Source organism: Dyella sp. Tek66A03 (assembly GCF_052567735.1).
Genome location: NZ_CP199584.1, coordinates 3812235 through 3835121, shown reverse-complemented (window position 1 = coordinate 3835121; position 22887 = coordinate 3812235). Strand labels below are relative to the sequence as shown.

The following is a 22887-nucleotide window of genomic DNA, read 5'->3' as shown; positions in this document are numbered from 1 at the left end:
CCGCATGACGCCCGGCTCGCCACCGTAGGCGGTGTTTCCATCATGGCCTTGTCATCGGGAGACGAAGGCCATGGGAAGCTGGATGCGAGGTTGGACTGCCAAGGTGTTGAGCATCGGTCTGCTGGCACTGCTGATGCTGTTGCCGCTGTGGAAAGTGCAGTCGCTGGTGGACGAACGGCAAGGCCTGCGCCAGTCGGCGGTTGATCAGATCGCGCAAGGCTGGGGCGGTGAACAGGTATTGGGTGGCCTGTTACTGGCGGTGCCTACACGCCAGAGCTTTGATATGGGAAACAACCAGATCCGGGTGCAGGAAAGCACGACGCTGGTCCTGCCCGACACCGCTGCGATGGATGTCGCCATGACGGTCGACAAGCGGCGCTACGGAATTTACGAGGCACCGGTGTTCGCCTCGACCGTGACCTTGCATGGTCGCTTCCTGCCAGGGGAGATCACGCGATATCGCCAGCTCGATAGCGCGACATGGCAAGGCGACAAGGCCGAGCTTCGGCTGGTCGTGGGCGATTTGCGCGGCCTGCAGGAGGTGACCGAGCTGCTGATCAATGGCAAACCGCAGCAGTTTTCGTCATCGGCGACGACGTTCGGCGGGCACTGGTCGACGGTGACCGTACCGATCGATCTCGATGCACTGGATGGGCAGCCGATCGACTTCTCATTGAATTTCCGCCTGGCCGGCACGCAGTCGCTGCAGCTGCTGCCGTGGGCGCGCGCGCTGGACGTGAAATTGCATGCGCCCTGGCCCGATCCCAGCTTTATCGGCGCCGCGTTGCCGGTGGAACGACACGTCGATGCCCAGGGTTTCAGCGCGCGCTGGCATATGCTCGATCTCAATCGAAGCTATGGCCAGTACTGGAATGCGAACGACGAGCGGGTGAACAGCGCGATGCAGGCATCCCCATTCGGCGTGGCGCTGTTCCAGCCTGTAGACGTCTATCAGCGCAACGTGCGCGCAGGGAAGTACGGACTGCTCTTCATCACCATGACCTTCGTGGCGTTCTTTCTGTTCGAAGTGCTCAAGCGGCTGCGCGTTCATCCGGTGCAATACCTGCTGATCGGCGCGGCGCTCACCTCGTTCTACGTACTGCTGCTGGCCTTGTCCGAGCAGGTCGGTTTCGCTGGAGCGTACGCCGTGGCGGCGACGTCGGTGGTGCTCATCGTCGGCGGCTATGCGATGGCCGTACTCGGCGCGCGGCGCGCAGGCGTCTTACTGGGCGGCGCCCTGGCCCTGGTCTACGCCATGCTCTATGTCGTGCTTGCCGCCGAACAATATGCGTTGCTGATTGGCGCCTGCGTGCTCACTCTGACAGTGGCCCTGCTCATGTACCTGACCCGGCGCATCGACTGGTACGCCAGCGTGCCCGGCGCGGTGGGGCCGGCACCGGCTATCATGGAGCGGTCATGAATCTGCTCGCCATCGAAACCGCTACCGAAGCCTGCTCCGTCGCCCTTATCCATGGCGATGAAGTGATTGCGCGCAGCGAAATCGCCCCCCGCCGTCACGCCGAACTGGTGCTGCCGATGGCCGACGCGCTGCTGGCCGAAGCCGGCCTGGGGCGTCATGCGCTCAACGTGATTGCCGTGGGGCGTGGACCGGGCGCGTTCACCGGCGTGCGGCTTGGCATTTCTTTGGCACAGGGCATGGCGCTGGCGCTGGATATCCCGGTCGTCACGGTCTCGTCGCTGGCGGCACTGGCACTGGAGGCACCGGAAGACGATGCCGCCATTCTCGCCGTGATCGATGCACGCATGGGTGAGATCTATGCCGCGAGCTATCGTCGTGACGACAACGGCGGCCTCGTTGCGCTTGACGAAGAGCGTGTCTGCATGCCCGCTGCACTGGCGTTGCCACACGCTTCCCATTGGCACGTGGTCGGCACCGGCTGGGGCACGTATGCCGAGGCGCTGCGCGCTCGTCTTACCGGCGAGCTGCGTACTGCGGACGGCGCCTGCTATCCGCAGGCGCGTCGTGTGGCCGAACTGGCCGCGTTGGAATTCGCTGCGGGACGGGCTACGGCTCCCGAGCATGCGCTACCGGTCTATCTGCGCGACAAGGTGGCGCTGACGCTGGTGGAGCAGGGCAAGGCTTAGAGCTGCCCTATCACCAGCTGCACCAGCAAGCTGCTCACCGACACCGCCGCCCACACGCCCAGGCCCAGCAGGATGGGACGGGCACCGGTGGAGGCCATGCGGCGCAGGTTGGCCGAGAGACCGATCGCGGTGAGCGCCACGATGATCAGGAACTCCGCCGCCATGTGCAGGGCAGGCTGGATCGCTGCCGGTATGAGGCCCGCCGTACGCACCGCCGAGGCCACCAGGAACCACAGGATGAACCAGGGGAAGATGCGGGCCAGGCTGAAATCGCTGGCGCCCTGCTGCTTCTGCTTCCAGGCCATGGCGAAGGCCAGCACCAGGCAGACCGGGATGATCAAGGTGGCGCGGGTCAGCTTGACGATGGTGGCGTAGTCGCCGGCTTGCTTGCTGAAGCTGTAGCCCGCCGCCACCACTGACGAGGTGTCGTTGATCGCGGTGCCGGCCCACAGGCCGAAGCCGAGGTCGGACAGGTGCAGCAGATGGCCAAGCAGCGGAAACAGCAGCACGGCAACCAGGTTGAACAGGAAGATGGTGGAGATGGCGAACGCGGTGTCGTGGTCGTCCGGCTTGATGATGGGGGTGACCGCGGCAATCGCCGAGCCGCCGCAAATCGCCGTGCCGACGCCGATCAGGATCTTCAGCTTGTCGTCCACCTTCAGCAGGCGTCCCAACAGCCAGGCGGTGAGGAAGGCCACCGTCATGGTCACCAGGGTGACCGACAGGGACTCAAGACCGGTCTTGGCGACCTGATTCAGGCTCAGACCGAACCCCAGGGCAATGATCGACCACTGCAGCACCTGTTTGCCGGCGAACTGGATGCCCGCCGTGTAGCTGCCACCCGGTGCCACCAGGTTGCGTACCGCAATGCCCAGCACGATGCCGAACACCGGGCCGCCAATCAGCGGTACCGCCTTCCCCAGCCCAAGCGCGACCAGGGCGATGGCGACTGACAGCAGCAGGCCCGGCAAGCGCTGATGGAGGGTAGGAGCGGAGAGGGTGGTGGCGGTGGCGTTCACGGAGTACTCCTTACGACGGCGCCATTCTCCGCTTGCATATCCATCAATAAAACTTTGAATTTCTGATGGATGGCATAAGATTAACTGATGATCAATATCAGCCCCCGCCAACTTGAGGTGTTCGTGCAGATTGCCCGCCTGGGCAGCGTGCGAGCCGCCGCCGAAACGCTATATCTCACCCAGCCCGCCGCCAGCATGGCCCTGGCCGAGATGGAGCGGCAGCTGGCTGCACCGGTATTCGCGCGCGAACGCGGTCGCCTGCGGCTCAATACCCGCGGCCGCGAGCTGTTGCCATTGGCGCAAGAGCTGCTCGAGCGCTATGCCGAGTTCGGACGCATCGGCAGCGGCAGCGCACAGACCTTGGGCGGCGAGTTGCGGGTGGGCGCCAGCAACACCGTAGGCAATTATCGCGTGGGCGAACTGCTGGGCGATTTCGTGCGCGCCCATCCCCACGTTTCGGTTCGTCTGCGGGTGTCCAATACGGCCGAAATCGTCGCCGCCATGCTCGATCACGCGCTGGAACTGGGCTGCGTGGAGGGGCCGGTGGCACATCCTTCGCTGGAAGTGCGTCCCTGGCGTGACGATGCCTTGGTGGTGTGCGCGTCGCCGGATCATCCACTGGCGCGCAAACGGCGCTTGCAGCCGAATGATTTCGCCGGCGCGCGCTGGGTCTTGCGTGAACCCGGTTCGGCCACGCGCAGCCTGAGCGAGCGCGCGCTATCCAGTTTGCCAATGGGTGAGACGGTGTTGGAGCTCGACCAGACCGAGGCGATCAAGCAGGCGGTGATTGCCGGCCTCGGTATCGCCTGCCTGCCCGAAGTGGCCGTGACCGATGCGGTGATGAGCGGGCGCCTGAAAACACTGAAGACGCCGTTTCTCGATTTGCAACGCAAGCTGTCGCTGCTGCTGCATCGCCAGCGTTATCGCGGTGCACTGATCGAAGCGTTTCTGGGCGACGCATTCAGCGGGCGTGGCTGATCTCGCCGATGTCCGCTCAACGGCGATCACTCACCCGATAATCTCGGCGAGCAACGCTTCTGCCTGTTCGTGCGTATGCGCGCGCAGGATACGTGGCGCGTTCGCACGCAGGTTGGCGTGATCCAGCGTAGCCAGGCGATCGCGCACATGCAGCAGTTGGCTCGGATGCATGCTGAACTCGCATAGGCCAAGCGCCAGCAGCAGGGCTGTGAAGTTGACGTCGCCGCCGATTTCACCGCACAGGCTCACCGGCTTCTTGGCGCGACGTCCGGCGCTGATCACGTAGGACAACAGGCGCAGCAGCGCGGGCTGCAGCGGGTTGTAGATATTGTCCAGCGCATCGTTGCCACGATCGGCGGCCAGCACGTACTGGGCGAGGTCGTTGGTGCCGATGGCAAGGAAGTCCGAATACTCCAGCAGTGCGCGCACATTGATCGCCGCGGCGGGCACTTCGACCATCGCACCCAGCGCAAGCTTCTCCGGCAGGTCCACGTTCTCGCGCTTGAGTTCCTGGCGCGCCAGCTTGAACAGGGTGCGCACGGCGATGAGTTCATCGGGCTGCGTCACCATCGGCACCAGCACGCGCACCGGACCGTAGCAGGCCGCACGCAGGATGGCGCGAATCTGCGTGGTGAACACGGCCGGGTAGCGCAGGGACAGGCGTACACCGCGCACACCGAGGGCAGGATTGTCTTCGCCGCGCAGGACCAGGCCGGCGGCATCGGCCTTGTCGGCGCCAAGGTCCAGTGTGCGAATGGTGACCGGCAGGCCACCCATGCCCAGGACCAGGTCGCGGTAGGCGATGAACTGTTCGTCCTCGGTGGGCAGGCCTTTCTGTCGAAGGAACAGGAATTCGGTGCGATACAGGCCTACGCCGTCGGCGCCGCGCGCACGCGCCATGGCGATATCGGCCGGCATCTCGGCATTGGCCAGCAGGCGTACGTCGACACCATCACGCGTGCGCGTGGGGGCATTGGCGAGGGTGGCCAGGCGGCGGCCTTCCTGTATGGCCTCACGTTGCCAGGAACGATAGCGGGCAAGGTCCTGCGCGGTGGGATGCACCACGGCTTCGCCGCGCTCGGAGTCGAGCAGGATCAGGTCGTCATCGTGGATGCTCGACAAGGCATCCCGCACACCCACCAGCATGGGCAGGTCCAGGCTGCGCGCGAGGATGGCGCTGTGCGAGTACGCGCTGCCCGAACTGGCTACCACGCCGAGCAGGCCGCTGCCGGCAAGGTGCGCCATGTCGGCCGGTGCGATGGTGTCGGCAATCAGGATTTCGCCCACGCGCGCGGCCAGCTTGCGTTCTTCACGGCTGGTCTGGCGCTGCAAGGCGGAAATGACCCGGCCGATGACCTGGTCCACATCTTCCTTGCGCGAACGCAGGTAGGGATCGTCCATCGCCTCGAACACGGCGGCGAGGCGATCGCGCTGCTTCTTGAGCGCTGCGCCCGGACGGTAATGGCCGATGCGTACGAGGTCGTCCAGGCCGCGCAGCAGCTCCGGGTCGTCCAGCAGCAGGCTGTGCGCGTCGATGAACTCGTTCACCTCGCGCGCCAGGGCACCATGCAGTTTGCCGCGCAGCTCGTGCAGCTCCTGTCGCGCGGTTTCCAGCGCCCGGTGCAGGCGCTGCAGCTCGACCTCGACCTCGTCCTCGTTCAACGGGCGCGTGTCGACCAGATAGCGGCTTGGCTGGACCAAACGGGCCCGTCCCAGGGCCATGCCCCGTGCGGCCGTGGTGCCGGTCAGTGTTTGTCTCATGCGTACCCTCCCTGGTGCAGCGACTTGTGCGGTCGGTCAAGCCGGTGGCATCCGGCCACCACGACCTGGGCTTTCGACCCGAAAAGGCAGCACGGCACGACGCATGGGGCCGTGGAAACGGCCTCCTGGCGGCGTGCTCGGGCGATGACTTTCCCCACTCAGGCTCCTTCGTCGAATTTGCGGTCAAACAGGGCGACCACGGCATGGATGGCGGATTCCTCATCCGGCCCATCCGCGCGGACGGTTAGCTGCGTGCCGATGCCGGCTGCGAGCATCATGACGCCCATGATGCTCTGCGCGTTGACTTCGCGCCCCTTGCTGACCAGCCAGACCGTGGATTTGAAGCCCTGCACCAGTTGTACCAGCTTGGCCGAGGCACGGGCATGCAGGCCGAGCTTGTTGGATACCACTATGTCTTGTTCAAGCATGATCGATGAAAATTCCCCCGCGTCCACCGCTGGCGGCGAGCTCCGCCAGTTCGTCTAATGGTTTTTCTGCATAGTTGAGCACGCGCAGCAGCATCGGGAGGTTGAGCCCCGACACACAGCGCAAACGAACCCCCAGCGCACCCAGCGAAAGCCCTATATTGCAAGGCGTGGCGCCGTACAGGTCGGCCAGCACCAGCACACCGTCACCCTCATCGAGAGCCCGGGCATGCTTGGCGGTAAGCGTTCGCATGACATCCGGATCGGCCTGTGCGGGCACTTCCACTGCCTCCACCCGCAAAGGCAGCTTCGGTATCACGTGATGGGCGGCCAGGATCAAAGCCTTGCCGACCGCCTCGTGGGTCATCAGCAGTACGCCGACGCTCATGACGGCGTGCCGTTCCGATCAGTCAATGTAGACAGCATGGCAATCACTCGAGTTCGCGATGGAAGGTGAGCACGCCGTTGCGCTGCGCGCGATAGTGGGCCGCCAGCTTTTCCACCAGGTAGACCGAGCGGTGGCGACCACCGGTGCAACCGATGGAGATGGTGACATAGCTGCGGTCGTCCGCCTCGAAGCGCGGCAGCCAGGCATCCAGCCAGCGCGCCGTATCGGCGAAGTACTCGGCCACCAGCGGTTGTGCCTCCAGGTAGTCGCGTACCTTTGCATCCTTGCCTGAAAGCGGGCGCAGCTTGGGGTCCCAATGCGGATTGGGCAGGCAGCGTGCGTCGAATACGAAATCAGCGTCCAGCGGCAGTCCGCGACGGAACGCGAACGACTGGAACATCAGCGTGAGCCCTTCCGTGGCCTCCGCATAGCCGGTGGCGATCAGCCGGCGCAGCTGGTGCACGTTCATGTCGCTGGAGTCGATGACCTTGTCGGCAATCGCCGAGAGCGAGCGCAGCAAGCGCCGTTCCTCGGCAATGGCATCGGCCAGCGACAGCCCGCGCCCTGACAGCGGGTGGCGGCGGCGCGTTTCGGAATAGCGCTTGATCAGTACTTCGTCACGGCAGTCGAGGAAGATCAGGTGCGCATCGACGCCCTCTGCCGCCAGTTCCGACAACATCTCGGGCATGCGCTTGAGGTCTTCCTCGCGGTTGCGCACGTCCACGCCCACGGCGACGTTGCGGCGCTTGTCGCTCATGCCGCGGCTCACCGCGGCCACCAGCTGTGGCAGCAGGGCGGTGGGCAGATTGTCGACGCAGTAGAACTCGAGGTCTTCCAGCGCGCGCAAGGCCACCGTCTTGCCGCCGCCGGACATGCCGGAGAGCACGATCAAGTGGATCGTGTCGGGCTGGTGGATGGTTTGGCCTGGCGTCATATCGCTCATGAGTTCACCACGGAGGCAGCCGGCGCATCTGGTGCGCCTGGCGATCAATGAAGGTCTGGGCCGGATCGATGCCCTTGCTCTTGAGCATATGGTTGCGCACCGCAGCCTCCACCAGTACGGCCAGGTTGCGGCCGGGCGCCACCGGGATGGTAATCATCGGCACCTTTACTTCCAGGATCTCGCGATGGCCGATGTCGCCGGTGAGTCGGGTGAGCCCGTCGGTGTCCTCTCCTTCGCGCAGCGGCTTCAAGTGCACCACCAGGCGAATGTATTTGGAGGGCTTGACCGCGGTATGGCCGAACATCTCGCGCACATTGAGCACACCCAGTCCGCGCACTTCCAGCAGGTCCTGCAGTAATTCGGGGCAGGCGCCGTCGATCACGTCCGGCGCAATCAAGGTGAATTCGGTAGCGTCGTCGGCTACCAGTCGGTGACCGCGGCTGATCAGTTCCAGCGCCAGCTCGCTCTTGCCCGAGCCGGATTCGCCGGTGATCAGGACGCCGATGGAGAACACCTCGAGAAACACCCCGTGCAGCGTGATCTTCGGCGCGAGCATACGCGCCAGGTAGTACTGCATCCAGGTCAACAGCTCATGGCCGCGCTTGGAGCTGATCCACAGTGGCGTGTTGGTTTCCTCCGCCACTTCCCGCAGGTCGGCGGGAATCGCCTGATCCTTCGTCACGATGATGGCGACCGGCTGGTAGGCAGAGATCTTGTTGATCGCTTCCCAGCGCTGGCGCGCATCCAGGCCGTCGAGGAAGTTCAGCTCCTCGGTGCCGATGATCTGGATCTTGTTCGGGTAGATGACGTTGAGGTAGCCGATCAGCGAGGGGCGGCGCGTGGTGGTGGCGCCGTGTTCCAGCACGCGCGATTCGCCGCGCATGCCGGAAACCCAGCGCAGCGCCATGCGCTCGTGAACGCCATCGTAGAGCTGTCGTGCGGTAAGCCGATCCAAGCCAGGTCCTTTGCGCCGCGGGGTAGGGGGCCGTCTAAGCCCAGGCAGCTACATGGACATTGTGCCAGTTCACACAAGTGGGCGCCTTTTCGCGCCGTTGCCGCCGATATGGCGGGCCCTTGGCTCCCTCTCCCCTTTGGAGGGAGGGTTGGGGTGAGGGGCGGGTGCTCGCGACCGCGCGACAACCGAGCCATATCGCTCGCTGTGCAAGCGCCAAGCTGGCGTGATCGCTCGATTGAAGCGTCATCGCAAGCACCCGCCCCTCATCCCAGCCTTATCTCCCACAGGGACTACCTTCGGGTCGCCCGGAGGGGAGAAGGAGTCGCCACCAGCGAAGGTTGTCGCAGGGAAAGACTTTGCATGGGATCCAAGGAAGGATCCGGCCCGCCCCAGATCGGGGCGGGCCGGGGCAACAGGTCAGCCGTATTGGCGCTCTTCGCGCACGGCGCGCTGGTGCTTGTCGCAGATCTTTTCACGATGCTTGCGCAGCTGGGTGACCAGCTTGTCGAACAGAACATCGATGGAGACGTACATGTCGGCCTCAAGGGCTTCGGCGTGCAGGCTGGCGCCCGAGACGTTGACCGTGCCTTCGGCGCGCTGCTGCAGCTTGTTCACTGAAAGCACGATGCTGAGGCTGAGGATTTTATCGTCGAGGCGGGTAAGGCGGTCGAGCCGGCTGTTCACGTGATCCCGAAGAGCCTGGGTGACTTCAATCTGCTGACCGCTGAGTTGTACTTGCATGTTGCGCCTCCTCTGATACTTGCCGCTGGTCGCGGCTGGGGTCGATGCGCCGGTCGCGGGACCGTGGCCGACACACCTTCAATCGCACCTTCAATTTCAGGGGTGTTCCAAGGGGTCACCATCTCCTCTTCAAGGCAGGGAATTCACTATGCACTTCTATCGCAAAGCCCGCGTTACGCGGACCTTCACCAGGTAGACATGACAGCTTTTCCTTCAGCAAGACTCTCTCCTCTAATGGGGACGTCTTTTATCCCGGCAAGTTCCCGGGACGCCTTGTCGCAGAGGTATTAAGGCGATGCTGATTAAGTATCGCCTCAACTGGCTCGCTGGCGCTCGCTGGAGCTTGGAATGCGCATGCCTTCGCGGTATTTGGCCACGGTGCGGCGCGCAACCTGAATGCCTTTGCGGTGCAGTTCCTCCGCAATGGCCTGATCGGACAGCGGCTTGCGCGGATCTTCGGCACCGACCAACTTGCGCAGCATGGCCTGGATGGCGGTGGCCGAGGCGCTGCCACCGTCTTCGGTGGAGACGCCGCTGGAGAAGAAGTGCTTCAGTTCGAAAGTACCGCGCGGCGTATGGATGTATTTGCGCGTGGTGACTCGTGAAATGGTCGACTCGTGCATGCCCACTTCCTCGGCGACTTCACGCAGCACCAGAGGGTGCATCGCCTCAGGACCGTAATCGAGGAAGGCGCTTTGCCGACGCACGATGGCCTCGGCCACCTTGATCAGCGTTTCCGCGCGCGACTCCAGGCTCTTGATCAGCCAGCGGGCCTCTTGCAGCTGGCCGCGCATCCAGCTGGCGTCGGTGCCGCGCGCCTGCGCGATCAGGCCGCAATAATGCTGGTTGAGCCCCAGTCGGGGCTGGCAGTCGGGATTGAGGCTGACGCGCCAGCGTCCACCTTCCTTGCGTGCATAGACATCCGGTGCCACGTACTCCACTGGCGTCACATCGAGCGCGGCGCCAGGACGGGGATCGAGGCTGCGGATCAGTACCGCGGCTGCCGCGGTGTCGTCCTCGCTGGCGCGCAGCTTGCGCGCGAGCCGCGCGATGTCGTTGCGGGCAAGCAGCTCCAGCTCGCCGTCGACGATGCGCAAGGCCAATTCGCGTTGCGGCAGCTCGGCATCGAACTGTTCCAGCTGGACGCGCAGGCAGTCGCGCAAATCCACACTGGCAACGCCGGTGGGGTCGAAGCGCTGCAGCGTACGCCGCACCTGCTCCACTTCCGCCGCGTTGGCCCTCAGGTCCGGCGGCAGGGCGCCGATCAGCGATTCCATGCTCTCGGTGAGGTAGCCATCCGCACTGAGCGCATCGATCAATACCGTGGCGATGGTGCGCTCGCGCACGCTCATATGCGTGAGATTGAGCTGCCACAGCAAATGTTCCTGCAACGTTTCCGCCGCTGCACTCTGCGGCTCGAAACCGTCGTCGTCGGCATTGCCGTTGCTGCGCGTGGCACTGCCGCTGCCGGAGAAGTCGATCGGATCTTCGCCGCCGCTGTCTCCGTCGCTCCATTCCGGTGCTTCGGCGTCGTCCACCGTGTCCTTGGCGGAGGTGCTGGTGTTGCTGGCCGGCAGCAGATCCACGACCTCACGCTCGTCGCCGTCGACGTCGACGTCTTCCGGGTTGTCCTCGGAAAACTCGAGCAACGGGTTGCCCTCTGCGATTTGCCGCAGCTCGGCCTCCAGCTCTAGCTGCGACAGTTGCAGTAGGCGTATGGCCTGCTGCAACTGCGGCGTCAGGGTGAGCTGCTGATTGAGTCGAAACTGCAGTCCGGGTTTCATGCCAGCTGGGTCGAATGAACTTCCGGGTCATCCTAACGCCTGTGCCCAGGGTCGGCCATAGGTCAAAGGCGGAATCGTGTACTACCTCTGATTTACCGCTGTCGCTCAGCTGTCGCCCAAGTGTTACAAGCGGAACTCGCGCCCCAGGTACACCTCGCGTACCTTCTCGTCGGCAAGAATATGCGCTGGCGTGCCGCGCGAGAGCACTTCGCCATCGTTGAGGATGTAGGCGCGGTCGCAGATGCCGAGGGTTTCACGCACGTTATGGTCGGTGATGAGCACGCCGATGCCGCGCTCCTTGAGATGGCGCACGATGCGCTGGATTTCGCCCACTGAAATCGGGTCGACGCCAGCGAAGGGCTCATCCAGCAACATGTAGCGGGGATGCGCGGCCAGGGCGCGGGCGATTTCCACGCGGCGACGCTCGCCACCGGAGAGGCTGATGCCCTTCTGATCGGCGATGTGCGCGATCTTCAATTCATCCAGCAGGCTTTCCAGCTCGCTGGTACGCCGCTTTTCGTCCCAGCCTTCGCGCAGCTCCAGCACGGCCATGATGTTGTCGGCGACGCTGAGTCGGCGAAACACCGAGGCTTCCTGTGGCAGGTAGCCAATGCCGAGTTTGGCACGTGAATGCATCGGCAGGCCGGTGATGTCCTGCTTGTCGAGCTTGATGACGCCAGCGTCGGCCTCGATCAGGCCGACCACCATGTAGAAACAGGTGGTCTTGCCGGCACCGTTGGGGCCGAGCAAGCCGACCACTTCGCCCTCGCGAATGGAGAAGGCGAAGTCACGTACGACCTGGCGTGCCTTGAAACTTTTTTGTAGACCTTCAGCGGAAAGCATCGATTACGGGTTCCCGGTCGGCTGGGTTGCCGGCTTGGTCGGCGTGGTGGCAGGGGGAGCCGGTACCGGCTTGGCGGTTGGTGCAGCCGGAGCGCCTGGCTTGGTCTTGGGCACGATCACGCCGTGCACCAGGCCGTCGCCACTAGCTTCGCCAGTAATCAGCGCGGTATTGGTGTTGTAGGTGAGCTTGTCGCCATGGAACTCGCCGCGGCCCTGTTGTCGCACCACCGCGTTGCCCATCAGCACGGCAATGCCGTTGACGTTGTCATAGTCGAGCTTGTCGGCATCGCCCTGCATCAGGTTGCCGGCGTCGTCCAGCTGCTCGATGTGCGCCATCTTGCCGGTGACCACGATGCGTGCGACCTGCGTATCAGCGTCCAGATGCAACTTGGCGACGTCGCCGGTGACCTTCATCGTGCCCTGGGTGGCCACCACGTTCCCCGTGAGGGTGGTGATGGTGTTGGGCTGGTTGAAGCCGTCCACGGTCTTGGACGCGAAATTCATCGGCTGATTACGGTCATCCTGCTTGGCCAGGGCCGGCTGCAGGATGAGCAGCCCCAGCAGGCACAGCAGGCTGAGACCCAGCTTGGGTCCTGTTTTTGCGCGGCGGGTACGTGCCGTGGCTTTCATCGAGCAGCTCCAGATGATTGGTGTTGAGGTTGGCACGCATGCCAACTCCGCTAAGTTTACTGTCGCCCTGCACCATATGCGCGGGAGCCGCCGTCTCCATGCGGTTCTCCTTGGGCCAGGCGGTCACGTCCGAAGTATGCATTTCCGCCGCCGCCGTATCGCCAAAGGCGGCGCGATGCATGAACACCGGTCCTTGCAGTTTCAGTAGCGTGCCGCTCTTGTCGACCCAGGCGTACAACGAATTGCCCAGCCACGGGGGTACGCCGGGCTGGTTCGAGGGCATCTCGAAATTCGGCGTATTGATGTACAGCGATTCGTCGTTCTCACGCCGTTCGAGGTGGGGCGCGACCATGTGGAAGCTGGGCAGGCCATCGACGTCGAAAGCCCACAGCTTGAAGTTGGTCAGTACGTAACCCGAGCGGGGTGGTCCGACGAAGTCGCTTTCCTTCGGGCTAGGTGCCAGCCACCAGTACAGCATCTGGGCGCCGCCGGTCGCCAGGCCAATCAACACGATCGCCACCGGTATACCGCGGTCGCGCAGGTATTTGCGCAGATTCAATGCCATCGCTCCCGCTCAGCGGCCGACTTGCCTTGGGCGTGCAGGATCATGTCGCTGATTTCGCGTGCCGCGCCCATGCCTCCGTGAAGCCGGGTACGCCAGTGCGCCTGTTCGAGGATCCAGGGATGGGCGTTGGCCACGGCCACGGCCAGGCCGACGATGCGCATGGGCGGCAGGTCGGGCAGGTCGTCGCCGACAAAGGCCACCTGTTCCGGCGCCAGCGACAGGGCCTCCATCAACTGGTCCAGGCAGGCGCGCTTGTCGGACTGGCCTTGATAGACGTGTGCGATGTCCAACTCTTCGGCGCGCAGGGCGACCGGGTGGCTGATGCGCGCCGACATGATCGCCACTTGCACGCCATTGGCCAGCAGGCGCTTGAGACCCAGGCCATCGTGCACGTGGAACACCTTGGTTTCATGGCCGTCCTCGCCGTACCACAGGCGACCGTCGGTCAGCGTGCCGTCCACATCGAAGACGACGAGGCGGACCTTGGCGGCACGGGCAAGAATGTCAGCGGGTAGGTCGGCCAGGTACATAGGAGGTGTCGGCAGGTGGGCGGAAGGGCGGTACCGTCAAACGTGGGAGCGCTCGGACGGTGGACGCGGCGATGCGGCTTAAGCCTGAAACGGCCGAGAGGCCGGATCAGACCACACGGGCGCGGAGCAGGTCGTGAATGTTCAGCGCACCCACGACCTGCTGCTGATCGTTAACGACCAGCAGGGCGTGAATTTGATGCTTTTCCATCAGCTGCGCGGCTTCGATGGCCAATTTGTCGGCGCTGATGGTCTTGGGGCCGCGCGTCATCAAGGCGGCCACCGCCGATCCGCGCAGATCCACGCCATCGTCGTCCAGGGCGCGGCGCAGGTCACCGTCGGTGAACACACCAAGCAGGTGTCGGTCGGCATCGATGACCGCCGTCATGCCCAGACGCTTACGTGTCATTTCCATCAGTGCCTCGGTCAATGAGGCTTCGGGTGACACGGCCGGAATGCCTTCGCCGGTGTGCATGATGTCGCTGATATGCAGCAGCAAGCGGCGCCCGAGGCTGCCGGCTGGGTGCGAGCGGGCGAAGTCTTCGGACGTGAAGCCACGGGCTTCCAGCAAGGCCACGGCCAGGGCATCGCCCATGACCAGGGCTGCGGTGGTGCTGGCGGTAGGCGCCAGCCCCAACGGGCAGGCTTCGACGGCGATGCTGGCATCCAGATGCACGTTGGCCTCGTCGGCCAGCGAGGAATGGGCGTTGCCGGTGATGGCGATCAAGGGGATGCCCTGTCGCTTGATCACCGGCAGGATGAACAGCACTTCATCGGTTTCGCCCGAATTGGAGAGGGCCAGCACCACGTCCTGCGGCAGGATCATGCCTAGATCGCCATGGCTGGCCTCCCCCGGATGGACGAAAAACGCCGGGGTGCCGGTGGAGGCCAGAGTGGCCGCGATCTTGCGCGCGACGTGGCCGGACTTGCCCATGCCGGTAACCACCACGCGCCCGGCGCAAGCCATGATCAGACGGCAGGCTTCGACGAACTCCGGACCGATCCGCAGCTCCAGGTCGCGGATGGCGGCGGCCTCGGTGGCGATCACGGTGCGCGCATTGCGCACGATAGTCTCGGCGTTGATCGCGTTCTGGCTGGCTGGGGCGATGTGGGCGTTCATGCATCCTCGGGTTTGGTGCCGGAATTTCGTCACTGCCAGAAAGCGCGTGGCGACGTTGGAATATTCCGTTAAATCATGACTTTGGAGGTGGTTGGCAAGCGCTGTGCGAGGGGCGCCGCCTACTCGTGTCGTTTCTGCGCCAGAGGTTTTCCATTAACATGGCATATTCGCATTTTAACGTCATAGTCGACGGCATTGGATTCACCGGCCTTTCGAATCCGCGACGTTGACCCACCATCTGCAAGTGGAATAACCCATCCCATGGACGCTGCCACCATCCAGGCAATGATCGAACAAGGCCTGCCCGGTGCGCGGGCGGCCGTGAATGGCGACGACGGCGTGCACTTCGAAGCTGAAGTGGTGGCTGCACAGTTCGCTGGCAAGCTGCCGCTCGCGCGGCACCGCCTGGTTTACGCCACGCTGGGGGATCTCATGGGCGGTGCGATTCATGCGCTGGCCCTGAAAACCCTCACTCCCGAGGAGGTCGCGGCGCGCCGTTGAGGGCTGCGCTGTGACTCCCAAGCACTTTCGCAAGGACTACGATGGCCAAGATCCTGATCAGTGGCGGCGAGCCGCTCCACGGTGAGGTAGGCATTTCCGGCGCCAAGAACGCCGTACTGCCGATTCTCGCTTCATGCCTGCTGGCCGACGAGCCGGTGGCAATCAGCAACGTGCCGCATCTGCACGATGTCACCACCTTCATCGAACTGCTCGGCCAGATGGGCACGCAACTGGTGCTCGACGACCGCATGAAGATGCACATCGACCCGCGCCCCACCGATCGCTGCTTCGCGCCATACGACCTGGTGCGCACCATGCGCGCCTCGATCCTGGTGCTGGGCCCGCTGGTGGCCCGCTTTGGCGAGGCGGAAGTGTCCCTGCCGGGCGGCTGCGCGATCGGCTCGCGCCCGGTCGATCAGCACATTCGCGGTCTGCAGGCGCTGGGCGCCGAAGTCGTCGTGGAAAACGGCTACATCAAGGCCAAGGCCAAGCGCCTGAAGGGCGCCCGCATCTCGATGGATATAGTCACCGTCACCGGTACCGAAAACATCATGATGGCGGCGGCCCTGGCCCAGGGCACCACGGTGATCGAGAACGCGGCACAGGAGCCGGAAGTGGTCGATCTGGCGCATTGCCTGATCGCCATGGGCGCGCAGATCGAAGGCGTGGGTACCTCCACCTTGGTCATCCATGGCGTCGAGCGCCTGCATGGCGCCGAGTACGAAGTGCTGCCGGACCGTATCGAGACCGGCACCTTCCTGGTCGGTGCGGCCATGACCGGCGGCAAGGTTCGCGCCCGCAATGCCCGTGCCGACACCATGGATGCCGTCCTTTCCAAACTGGAAGAGGCTGGCGCGCATATTTCGACCGGCCCCGACTGGATCGAGCTGGACATGCGCGGCCGTCGCCCGAAGGCCGTCAACATCACCACCGCGCCGTACCCCGCGTTCCCCACCGACATGCAGGCGCAGTTCACCGCGCTCAACTGCGTGGCCGAAGGCGTGGGCGTGATCACCGAGACGGTGTTCGAGAACCGCTTCATGCACGCGCTGGAACTGCAGCGCCTTGGCGCCGATATCCGGCTCGAAGGCAATACGGCGATCATCAGGGGCGTGGAGAAGATGAGCGGCGCGCCGATCATGGCCACCGACCTGCGCGCCTCGGCGTGCCTGGTGCTGGCTGGTCTGGTGGCCGAGGGCGACACCATCGTGGATCGCGTCTATCACATCGATCGCGGCTACGAGAACATCGAGGAAAAGCTGGGTGTGCTCGGTGCCAAGATCCGTCGTTTGCCGTCGTGATGGTTTGCTGTAGCGCTTAAGAAAAAGGCCGCTGATGCGGCCTTTTTCGTGTTCGGAGCAGGGACTTTTCGCCGTCATACCAGCGCCGTTATCCCCTCGCCGTCATCCCAGCGAAAGCTGGGATCCAGCGTCTTTCGCTCTGGCCCGACGCCTCAAAGGCACTGGATCCCAGCTTTCGCTGGGATGACGGCGAGGGTGATGGTGAGGATGACGGGCTGAGGTGTCGGACGAAGCCCGGTCGCGGCGGCACTCAATTCCCGTTCTTGTAGCTCACCAGCTGCAATTCCAGATTGCCGCCATCGCTCTGCGCCAGCTTCACCGGCATCGGGTATTTCTGCGGGGCGTACCAGGCGCTGAAGGCCTTGTCGCTGTCACTGCGCACGACGCGTTCGGCCTGGAAGCTGCCGGCCGGCACCTTGACGCTGTCGCTGCCGGCGACCTTGAATTGCTGGTTTTCCACATTGCGCTTGGTTGCTACCGGAAGCGCCACCGTCTGCTTGCCGCCGCGCAGCGCCAGGCCGATGGCCAGCGGTGCGGTGTTGCGGTCGACCATGCCCGGTACGCTGGGGTAGGTCATCGGCCCCTTGCCCTCATCCACGCTGACCTGGTTGCTGGCCCAGTTCACTTCCGTATGGCGCTGCTTGCTCTTGATCGCAGCCTCCATGTGGTAGTCGGAGCTGACGGTTTCCGGCGCGTTGTTGTTCCAGCGGAAGCGGGTCGTCTCGGTGGAGTTGGCGCCCAGTGCGGCGGCCAGGCCCGAGGTGCCGTGGGTCTGGTTGCTGTATTCCCACACGCCGTTGCCGACCGACTTGAGCGTTACCACCGCTTCGCCCATCACCTGTCCGCCCTGCGCTACCTGGTAGGTCGCGGTGAACGGCGTCGGTGCGGCCGCCAGTGCGGCAGAGGTGGAGAAGGCCAGCACCAGGCCGGCGGCGAATGTGCGGAGGGAGGTTGGCTTGTTCATGGGGTCCGCAGTCTACGCGCCCATCCTGAACGGGTTGTAGAGAGTCCGTTCCGAAGGATGCTCTGATCTATTCAACGCGGGTGGCATGATGTCCAGAAAGTCCGCAGGGTGTGGGGCGTGGCGCCGCGCAGGCTTGCTGCCTGGGCAAGCCGCGCACCGCGGCCTGCGGACTTTCTGGACATCACCCGAAGGGCCGGCTCTGTCTGCCCGCAGCTCCGCGCCGCGCCGTCTCGACAGGCAGCCAGCCTGCCTTCCTCGCTCCTCAAAGCCGAGGACATCCATGTCCTCTCCCCGCGTGCGCCGACGCAGCACGCATCTGCGGGCAGACAGAACCGGTGACACCCGCGTTGAATAGATCAGAGCACCCTTAAGTCAACCAAATCGCCGTCGCGTAGTTGCAGCGGCGCGGGCAGGCGCTGGCCGCCGCGTTCGATGATATCGGGAGGCGTCAGGGCCAAACGCCCTTGCGCGATCAAACGGAGCACGGCGGGCAGCAACCGGTGCTCGTGGGCGAGCAGGCGTGCGGCCAGGCTGTGCTCGTCGTCACCGGGCTGGATCGCGATGCGCGCCTGCGCGATCACCGGGCCGCCGTCCAGTTCCGCGGTGACGTAATGCACGCTGGCACCGTGCTCCACATCGCCCGCTGCCAGAGCCCGGCGGTGTGTGTGCAGGCCGCGATACTTGGGCAGCAGGGAAGGGTGGACATTGATCATGCGCCCCACCCAGGGCTTGAGCGTTTCGCCATCGATGATGCGCATGAAGCCGGCCAGCACCAGAACCTGCGCGCCACTGGCATCGAGCTGCGCGAACAGGTCGAGGTCGTAGTCGCGCCGATGCGCGTAGCGCTTGGGGTCGAGCGTGAAGGTGGGAATGCCGGCCGCTTCGGCCAGCCGCAGGGCGCCGGCCTTGGCCTTGTCGCTGCCGACCAAGACAAAGTCGACCGGCAACTCGCCCGCATCGCGTGCGGCGATCAAGGCCTGCAAATTGCTGCCGCGCCCGGAAGCGAGCACGGCCACACGAAGACGCGGCAAAGTCACGAGACTCAGCCGATGTGCACGCGCTCGTCGCCCTGGGCGGGCACGATCTCGCCGATCACCGAGCTGGCCAGGCCATGCTTGGCCAGCAAAGCCGACGCGCTATTAACGGCGTCGCGCGGCAGGATGATGGTGAAGCCAACGCCGCAGTTGAACGTGCGCCACATTTCCTCGCGCGCCACGTTGCCTTCGCGCATCAGCCAGTCGAACACCGGCGGCAGCACGATGCTGGACGCATCAAGCGCAATGCCCAGGCCATCAGGTACCACGCGGATGATGTTTTCCTTCAGGCCGCCACCGGTGATGTGGGCCATGCCGTGGACGGACTGATTTTTCAGCAGGTCCAGCAGGGGCTTCACGTAAATGGTGGTCGGCGCCATCAGCGCATCGGCCAGGCTGACGCCACCGAGGTCGAGGTCCAGCGGACTGCCGGCGCGTTCGAGGATCTTGCGGATCAGCGAGTAACCATTGGAATGCGGGCCCGACGCGGCAACGCCCAGGATCACGTCACCGGCCACGATGCCCTCGCCGCTGAGCAGGGCGGATTTCTCTACCGCGCCCACGGTAAAGCCGGCCAGATCGTATTCGCCCGGGGGGTACATGTCCGGCATTTCAGCCGTTTCACCGCCGATCAGGGCGCAACCGGCCAGTTCGCAACCCTTGGCGATCCCGCCAACGACAGCAACCGTAGTGTCCACGTCCAGCTTGCCGGTGGCGAAGTAGTCGAGGAAGAACAGCGGTTCGGCGCCTTGCACCAGCACGTCGTTGACGCACATGCCAACCAGGTCGATGCCGATGGTGTCGTGACGACCCAACTGCTGGGCAAGCTTGAGCTTGGTGCCAACGCCATCGGTGCCCGAGACCAGCACCGGCTCCTTGAAACGACCGGACAGGTCGAACAGGCCGCCGAAGCCGCCCAGTCCCCCCATCACTTCGGGGCGGAAGGTGCGCTTGACCAGCGGTTTGATGCGTTCGACCACGGCATTGCCCGCGTCGATATCGACACCAGCGGCGCGGTAGGTAAGGGCGTCGGACATGGGGGCAACCCGGCGGGGAGAAACGACAAATTGTAGCAGTGAACCGGTAGGCCTGCCCGATGTTAGGCCCTGGACGGAATTAGCAGGACTTGGCGCTGATTTGCGGCTCGTTCCGATGGACGCTGCGGGCCGGATTGGGCAGACTTCCGGGCGTTCCCCTCCGGATTCCCCCGCCCCATGCGCCTGTCCCGTCTGTTGCTCGTTTGTCTGATGCTTGGACTTGCCCCGCTGCTGTCCGTGCACGCGCAAGGTCAGGTGTCACCGTACACGGTGGTGGTCTCGGTCGCCGATACCAGCGATGCGGCGCGCAACAATGCTTTCAGCGATGCCCTGGCCCAGGTGCTGGCGCGCACCTCCGGTGGGCAGGACCTGAGCAGCAAGCCGGGTTATGACGATGTGCTCAAGGGGGCATCCGGTATCGTGAAGCAGTTTCAGTATCAGCGCGCCGCGACCGGGCTGAGCATGGAAGTGACCTTCGATCAGGGGGCGGTGCAGCGGGCCGTGGCCCAGATGGGCGTGGCCAGCGCCGGCTCCAAGCCGCCCGTGCTGCTGGTGGTGCGTGATGAGCACGGCAGCGTGCTGACCAGGGACGCCCTGACCGCACTCACCCAGGCGATCGCTGCGCGCGGCTATAGCACCGTGCTGGCGGATCCCGCCAAAACCGGTGACACGCCGAACCTCACCAGTACCGACCCGGAACAGGTGGCTGCACTGGCCAGGCAGTACAAGACGGGTTTGATCCTGCTCGGCCAGATGCACGGCAACAGCGGTGACTGGGTGTTGCTGTCCGGCGGTCCCCAGCAGCGCTGGAACAACGATGGCGCCAATGCGGCCGCGGCACTCACCGACGCCGGCAACGGCCTTGCCGATCGCCTGGCCAAGCAGCTCAACGTGATCGGCACGGCCAACGTCGACGGCAAACTGTGGATTTCAGGGATCAATTCAGCCATGGATTACGCCAATCTGCTGGCGACGCTGCGTGCCGACCCGGCCGTGCGCCAGGTCACCACGATGAGCGCGCAAAACGATGGCATGTTGTTCGCGGTCAAGGCCAGCCTGCCGATGGATTCGTTGTCTGCCAATCTCGCGGCGGGCGGGCGTCTGTTGCGTGGCGATGCGCACCGTGATGCCGATGCCAGCTTGCGCTGGGTGCATTGAATCGCGGAGCCACATTGATGACTCATGACACCTCCCGCCGCTGGCAGATGCTCGCGATTACCGCGGCCATCCTCTATGTGTTCTGGCTACTGGCGCCGGTGCTGATGCCCTTCGCGTTCGCCGCGATGCTGGCTTATATGGGTGACCCACTGGCTGATCGCCTGCAGCGTCTGGGCATGGGGCGCACGCTGGCGGTGAGCATCGTCTTCACCGTGCTCTTGTTGCTTACGGTGGGTGCGCTACTGCTGCTGATTCCATTGATTTCGCGCCAGGTCGACAACCTGGTGCAGAACCTTCCTCGCTACGTGGACTGGGCGCGCAACACGGCGATGCCGTGGGTCCAGGCCAAGCTGCATCTGGACCCCAGCGCGTTCGATACCGATCGCCTGATGGCGCAGCTCAAAGAGCACATCGGCTCGATCGGCGACGCGGCATCGACGCTGCTGGGCAAGATTTCGCGTTCGAGTCTCGGCATGGTGATGTGGCTCACCAACCTCGTGCTGATCCCGGTGGTGGCCTTCTACCTGCTGCGCGACTGGAACCGCCTGGTGACATGGATCGATCGCATGCTGCCGCGCTCGGTCGAGCCGACCATCCGTCACCTGGCAAATGAGGCTGACAGTGTTCTGGGTGCGTTCGTGCGCGGCCAGCTGTTGGTGATGCTGGCGCTGGGTATTTTCTACGGCGCGTCGTTGACCATCATGGGGCTGTCGGTCGGTCCGCTGATCGGCATGGTCGCCGGCTTGCTCAGTTTTGTGCCCTACCTGGGTTTCATCGTCGGCTTTGGTTCCGCGCTGATTGCTGCGGTGGTGCAGTACGGCGACTGGAACCACATCTTGCTCGTGGTGGGCATTTTTACGGCGGGCCAGCTGCTCGAAGGCTATGTGCTGGTGCCACGGCTGGTGGGTGAGAAGATTGGTCTGCACCCGGTAGCCGTGATCTTTTCAGTGCTGGCGGGTGGGTACCTGGCCGGTTTCCTCGGCGTGCTGCTGGCCCTGCCGGCGGCGTCGGTGATCCTGGTGCTGTTGCGCTACCTGGCCGAGCGTTACAAGCAAAGTGACCTGTACATGGAAGAGGGCAGTGGGGATCCCGTGCTCACTGAAGTGGATGCCACGGTCGATACGCCCGAGGGCGCCGTAAAAACCAGCACGATCGTGGGTCATGCTGACGATAAGGACGTAGTACCACCAAGATGATTCCGCAGTTGCCGCTCGCCCTGCGCTGGCCACGCCGCCAGCGCTTCGAACATTTCCATCCCGGTGCCAATGCCGCGACGCTCGCCTCGGTGGAGCAGCTGGCGCGCACGGCCGGCACGCCGTGGCTCTACCTGTGTGGTCCTCTCGGGAGTGGCAAAAGCCACTTGCTGATGGCTGCCTGCCAGGCGGCCATTGAGGGCGGGCGTACAGTGCAATACCTGCCCTTGGCCAGCCTGCGCGACAAGGCGGCTGCCATCCGTGGCGTGGCCGGCAGCGAATTCCTGGCGCTGGATGATCTCGGTGCGATCGTGGGTGACCGCGACGCGGAACACGCCTTGTTCGACGTTTACAACCGTGCCAGGGCCGAAGGCGCGGCGCTGCTGTTCGGCGCCGAAGCCCTGCCTTCGCAGTTGGGTTTTGGCCTGCCCGATCTGCGCTCGCGACTGGGTGCCTGCCAGCAAGCGTTGCTGAAACCGCTCGACGACGCCGAACGCCGCGCCGTGCTGCGGCAGCAGGCCGCCTCCCGTGGCATCGAGCTGGACGACACCGTGCTCGACTGGCTGTTTAACCGCTACGCGCGCGACCTTGGCGCACTGCTGGATCTGCTCGATCGGCTCGACCAGGCGTCGCTTGCCGCGCAGCGGCGCATCACCGTACCGTTCCTGCGCGGCTTCCTGCGCGAAGCAGAGCCCGGCGCCTGACGTCGCGCCTTATGGTTGTAGGAGCGCACCCTGTGCGCGACCATCCGGCAGGACTGCCGGTTTGCACAGCGCCAGCTGCCCGCAGGGCGAGGGCCAGGGATGGCCCGAGTGAAAAGCCAACGGAGCGGCGATGCCGTGATCGCGCACAGGGCGCGCTCCTACAGGGCAAGAAAAAGCGCCCCGCAGGGCGCTCTTCGGTTCCGGCTGACG

General features: G+C 64.5%; 24 protein-coding genes. 8 read left to right on the top strand and 16 right to left on the bottom strand.

What is annotated here, in order from left to right:
- Positions 1–70: 70 nt before the first annotated feature.
- Both creD and tsaB read left to right on the top strand, forming a co-directional pair.
- On the top strand, positions 71–1420 hold the full coding sequence (gene creD, locus ACT01B_RS17220; RefSeq protein WP_445144435.1) for a cell envelope integrity protein CreD: 1350 nt from the start codon (positions 71–73) through the stop codon (positions 1418–1420).
- Positions 1417–2106 (top strand): tRNA (adenosine(37)-N6)-threonylcarbamoyltransferase complex dimerization subunit type 1 TsaB, encoded by a 690-nt coding sequence (tsaB, locus tag ACT01B_RS17215; protein ID WP_445144434.1) that lies wholly within the window; start codon positions 1417–1419, stop codon positions 2104–2106. The genes creD and tsaB overlap by 4 nt, the downstream gene beginning before the upstream one ends.
- Here tsaB and ACT01B_RS17210 read toward each other — a convergent pair.
- Positions 2103–3125 (bottom strand): YeiH family protein, encoded by a 1023-nt coding sequence (locus tag ACT01B_RS17210; protein WP_445144433.1) that lies wholly within the window; start codon positions 3123–3125, stop codon positions 2103–2105. The genes tsaB and ACT01B_RS17210 overlap by 4 nt on opposite strands.
- Positions 3126–3212: 87 nt before the next feature.
- Here ACT01B_RS17210 and ACT01B_RS17205 point away from each other — a divergent pair, with 87 nt between their 5' ends.
- Positions 3213–4103, top strand: coding sequence for a LysR family transcriptional regulator (locus ACT01B_RS17205; protein ID WP_445144432.1), 891 nt, complete (start codon positions 3213–3215; stop codon positions 4101–4103).
- Positions 4104–4133: 30 nt separating this feature from the next.
- On the opposite strand, the gene ptsP is transcribed toward ACT01B_RS17205, so the two are convergent.
- The 12 genes from ptsP to ACT01B_RS17145 form a co-directional block, all read right to left on the bottom strand.
- Positions 4134–5864: a phosphoenolpyruvate--protein phosphotransferase gene (ptsP, locus tag ACT01B_RS17200; protein WP_445144431.1), complete on the bottom strand. Its 1731-nt coding sequence runs from the start codon at positions 5862–5864 to the stop codon at positions 4134–4136.
- A gap of 158 nt (positions 5865–6022) precedes the next feature.
- On the bottom strand, positions 6023–6292 hold the full coding sequence (locus ACT01B_RS17195) for an HPr family phosphocarrier protein (protein ID WP_266149484.1): 270 nt from the start codon (positions 6290–6292) through the stop codon (positions 6023–6025).
- Positions 6285–6677: a PTS sugar transporter subunit IIA gene (locus ACT01B_RS17190; protein WP_445144430.1), complete on the bottom strand. Its 393-nt coding sequence runs from the start codon at positions 6675–6677 to the stop codon at positions 6285–6287. The genes ACT01B_RS17195 and ACT01B_RS17190 overlap by 8 nt, the downstream gene beginning before the upstream one ends.
- Positions 6678–6720: 43 nt before the next feature.
- Positions 6721–7620, bottom strand: a complete 900-nt coding sequence (gene rapZ / locus ACT01B_RS17185; protein ID WP_445144429.1) for an RNase adapter RapZ — start codon at positions 7618–7620, stop codon at positions 6721–6723.
- A gap of 4 nt (positions 7621–7624) precedes the next feature.
- Positions 7625–8527, bottom strand: coding sequence for an HPr(Ser) kinase/phosphatase (gene hprK, locus ACT01B_RS17180; RefSeq protein ID WP_445147514.1), 903 nt, complete (start codon positions 8525–8527; stop codon positions 7625–7627).
- 465 nt (positions 8528–8992) lie between these two features.
- Positions 8993–9316: a ribosome hibernation-promoting factor, HPF/YfiA family gene (hpf, locus tag ACT01B_RS17175; RefSeq protein WP_445144428.1), complete on the bottom strand. Its 324-nt coding sequence runs from the start codon at positions 9314–9316 to the stop codon at positions 8993–8995.
- 314 nt (positions 9317–9630) lie between these two features.
- Positions 9631–11100 carry an RNA polymerase factor sigma-54 gene (locus ACT01B_RS17170; protein WP_445144427.1) on the bottom strand — a complete coding sequence of 490 codons (1470 nt, stop codon included), beginning with the start codon at positions 11098–11100 and terminating at the stop codon, positions 9631–9633.
- Between the two features lie 123 nt (positions 11101–11223).
- Positions 11224–11943, bottom strand: a complete 720-nt coding sequence (gene lptB / locus ACT01B_RS17165; protein WP_445144426.1) for an LPS export ABC transporter ATP-binding protein — start codon at positions 11941–11943, stop codon at positions 11224–11226.
- A gap of 3 nt (positions 11944–11946) precedes the next feature.
- Positions 11947–12447, bottom strand: coding sequence for a lipopolysaccharide transport periplasmic protein LptA (gene lptA / locus ACT01B_RS17160; RefSeq protein WP_445144425.1), 501 nt, complete (start codon positions 12445–12447; stop codon positions 11947–11949).
- A gap of 13 nt (positions 12448–12460) precedes the next feature.
- A complete protein-coding gene (lptC, locus tag ACT01B_RS17155) occupies positions 12461–13132 on the bottom strand; it encodes an LPS export ABC transporter periplasmic protein LptC (RefSeq protein ID WP_445147513.1) in 672 nt (223 codons plus the stop codon).
- Entirely contained in the window at positions 13129–13668 is a 540-nt protein-coding gene (locus tag ACT01B_RS17150) for a KdsC family phosphatase (protein ID WP_445144424.1), read from the bottom strand. The genes lptC and ACT01B_RS17150 overlap by 4 nt, the downstream gene beginning before the upstream one ends.
- A 106-nt stretch (positions 13669–13774) precedes the next feature.
- Positions 13775–14785, bottom strand: a complete 1011-nt coding sequence (locus ACT01B_RS17145) for a KpsF/GutQ family sugar-phosphate isomerase (RefSeq protein WP_445144423.1) — start codon at positions 14783–14785, stop codon at positions 13775–13777.
- Between the two features lie 261 nt (positions 14786–15046).
- Between ACT01B_RS17145 and ACT01B_RS17140 the strand changes: the two genes are divergently transcribed.
- Both ACT01B_RS17140 and murA read left to right on the top strand, forming a co-directional pair.
- Positions 15047–15286, top strand: coding sequence for a BolA family protein (locus ACT01B_RS17140; protein WP_445144422.1), 240 nt, complete (start codon positions 15047–15049; stop codon positions 15284–15286).
- Positions 15287–15327: 41 nt separating this feature from the next.
- Entirely contained in the window at positions 15328–16587 is a 1260-nt protein-coding gene (murA, locus tag ACT01B_RS17135) for a UDP-N-acetylglucosamine 1-carboxyvinyltransferase (protein ID WP_445144421.1), read from the top strand.
- A gap of 250 nt (positions 16588–16837) precedes the next feature.
- On the opposite strand, the gene ACT01B_RS17130 is transcribed toward murA, so the two are convergent.
- The 3 genes from ACT01B_RS17130 to purM all read right to left on the bottom strand — a co-directional run bounded on the left by ACT01B_RS17130 (position 16838) and on the right by purM (position 19622).
- Positions 16838–17551: a DUF3108 domain-containing protein gene (locus ACT01B_RS17130; protein WP_445144420.1), complete on the bottom strand. Its 714-nt coding sequence runs from the start codon at positions 17549–17551 to the stop codon at positions 16838–16840.
- 356 nt (positions 17552–17907) lie between these two features.
- On the bottom strand, positions 17908–18588 hold the full coding sequence (gene purN / locus ACT01B_RS17125) for a phosphoribosylglycinamide formyltransferase (protein WP_445144419.1): 681 nt from the start codon (positions 18586–18588) through the stop codon (positions 17908–17910).
- A gap of 5 nt (positions 18589–18593) precedes the next feature.
- Positions 18594–19622 carry a phosphoribosylformylglycinamidine cyclo-ligase gene (purM, locus tag ACT01B_RS17120; RefSeq protein ID WP_445144418.1) on the bottom strand — a complete coding sequence of 343 codons (1029 nt, stop codon included), beginning with the start codon at positions 19620–19622 and terminating at the stop codon, positions 18594–18596.
- 177 nt (positions 19623–19799) lie between these two features.
- On the opposite strand from purM, the gene ACT01B_RS17115 reads away from it, so the two are divergent.
- The 3 genes from ACT01B_RS17115 to hda are packed head-to-tail and all read left to right on the top strand — an operon-like array spanning position 19800 to position 22677.
- On the top strand, positions 19800–20780 hold the full coding sequence (locus ACT01B_RS17115; protein WP_445144417.1) for a DUF2066 domain-containing protein: 981 nt from the start codon (positions 19800–19802) through the stop codon (positions 20778–20780).
- A gap of 17 nt (positions 20781–20797) precedes the next feature.
- Positions 20798–21976 (top strand): AI-2E family transporter, encoded by a 1179-nt coding sequence (locus ACT01B_RS17110; RefSeq protein ID WP_445144416.1) that lies wholly within the window; start codon positions 20798–20800, stop codon positions 21974–21976.
- Entirely contained in the window at positions 21973–22677 is a 705-nt protein-coding gene (gene hda / locus ACT01B_RS17105) for a DnaA regulatory inactivator Hda (protein WP_445144415.1), read from the top strand. Before ACT01B_RS17110 ends, hda begins: the two co-directional genes overlap by 4 nt.
- Positions 22678–22887: the final 210 nt, after the last annotated feature.

Excerpts from the sequence above, each read along its gene's own strand:
- ACT01B_RS17115 (WP_445144417.1), top strand. The coding sequence starts at position 19,800 with ATGCGCCTGTCCCGTCTGTTGCTCGTTTGTCTGATGCTTGGACTTGCC.
- ACT01B_RS17150 (WP_445144424.1), bottom strand. The coding sequence starts at position 13,668 with ATGTACCTGGCCGACCTACCCGCTGACATTCTTGCCCGTGCCGCCAAG.
- ACT01B_RS17205 (WP_445144432.1), top strand. The coding sequence starts at position 3,213 with ATGATCAATATCAGCCCCCGCCAACTTGAGGTGTTCGTGCAGATTGCC.
- hda (WP_445144415.1), top strand. The coding sequence starts at position 21,973 with ATGATTCCGCAGTTGCCGCTCGCCCTGCGCTGGCCACGCCGCCAGCGC.
- ACT01B_RS17190 (WP_445144430.1), bottom strand. The coding sequence starts at position 6,677 with ATGAGCGTCGGCGTACTGCTGATGACCCACGAGGCGGTCGGCAAGGCT.
- lptB (WP_445144426.1), bottom strand. The coding sequence starts at position 11,943 with ATGCTTTCCGCTGAAGGTCTACAAAAAAGTTTCAAGGCACGCCAGGTC.
- ACT01B_RS17130 (WP_445144420.1), bottom strand. The coding sequence starts at position 17,551 with ATGAACAAGCCAACCTCCCTCCGCACATTCGCCGCCGGCCTGGTGCTG.
- ACT01B_RS17195 (WP_266149484.1), bottom strand. The coding sequence starts at position 6,292 with ATGCTTGAACAAGACATAGTGGTATCCAACAAGCTCGGCCTGCATGCC.
- creD (WP_445144435.1), top strand. The coding sequence starts at position 71 with ATGGGAAGCTGGATGCGAGGTTGGACTGCCAAGGTGTTGAGCATCGGT.
- lptA (WP_445144425.1), bottom strand. The coding sequence starts at position 12,447 with ATGAATTTCGCGTCCAAGACCGTGGACGGCTTCAACCAGCCCAACACC.
- rapZ (WP_445144429.1), bottom strand. The coding sequence starts at position 7,620 with ATGAGCGATATGACGCCAGGCCAAACCATCCACCAGCCCGACACGATC.
- tsaB (WP_445144434.1), top strand. The coding sequence starts at position 1,417 with ATGAATCTGCTCGCCATCGAAACCGCTACCGAAGCCTGCTCCGTCGCC.
- ACT01B_RS17170 (WP_445144427.1), bottom strand. The coding sequence starts at position 11,100 with ATGAAACCCGGACTGCAGTTTCGACTCAATCAGCAGCTCACCCTGACG.
- hprK (WP_445147514.1), bottom strand. The coding sequence starts at position 8,527 with ATGGCGCTGCGCTGGGTTTCCGGCATGCGCGGCGAATCGCGCGTGCTG.
- murA (WP_445144421.1), top strand. The coding sequence starts at position 15,328 with ATGGCCAAGATCCTGATCAGTGGCGGCGAGCCGCTCCACGGTGAGGTA.
- ACT01B_RS17145 (WP_445144423.1), bottom strand. The coding sequence starts at position 14,785 with ATGAACGCCCACATCGCCCCAGCCAGCCAGAACGCGATCAACGCCGAG.
- ACT01B_RS17140 (WP_445144422.1), top strand. The coding sequence starts at position 15,047 with ATGGACGCTGCCACCATCCAGGCAATGATCGAACAAGGCCTGCCCGGT.
- hpf (WP_445144428.1), bottom strand. The coding sequence starts at position 9,316 with ATGCAAGTACAACTCAGCGGTCAGCAGATTGAAGTCACCCAGGCTCTT.
- ACT01B_RS17110 (WP_445144416.1), top strand. The coding sequence starts at position 20,798 with ATGACTCATGACACCTCCCGCCGCTGGCAGATGCTCGCGATTACCGCG.
- purM (WP_445144418.1), bottom strand. The coding sequence starts at position 19,622 with ATGTCCGACGCCCTTACCTACCGCGCCGCTGGTGTCGATATCGACGCG.
- ptsP (WP_445144431.1), bottom strand. The coding sequence starts at position 5,864 with ATGAGACAAACACTGACCGGCACCACGGCCGCACGGGGCATGGCCCTG.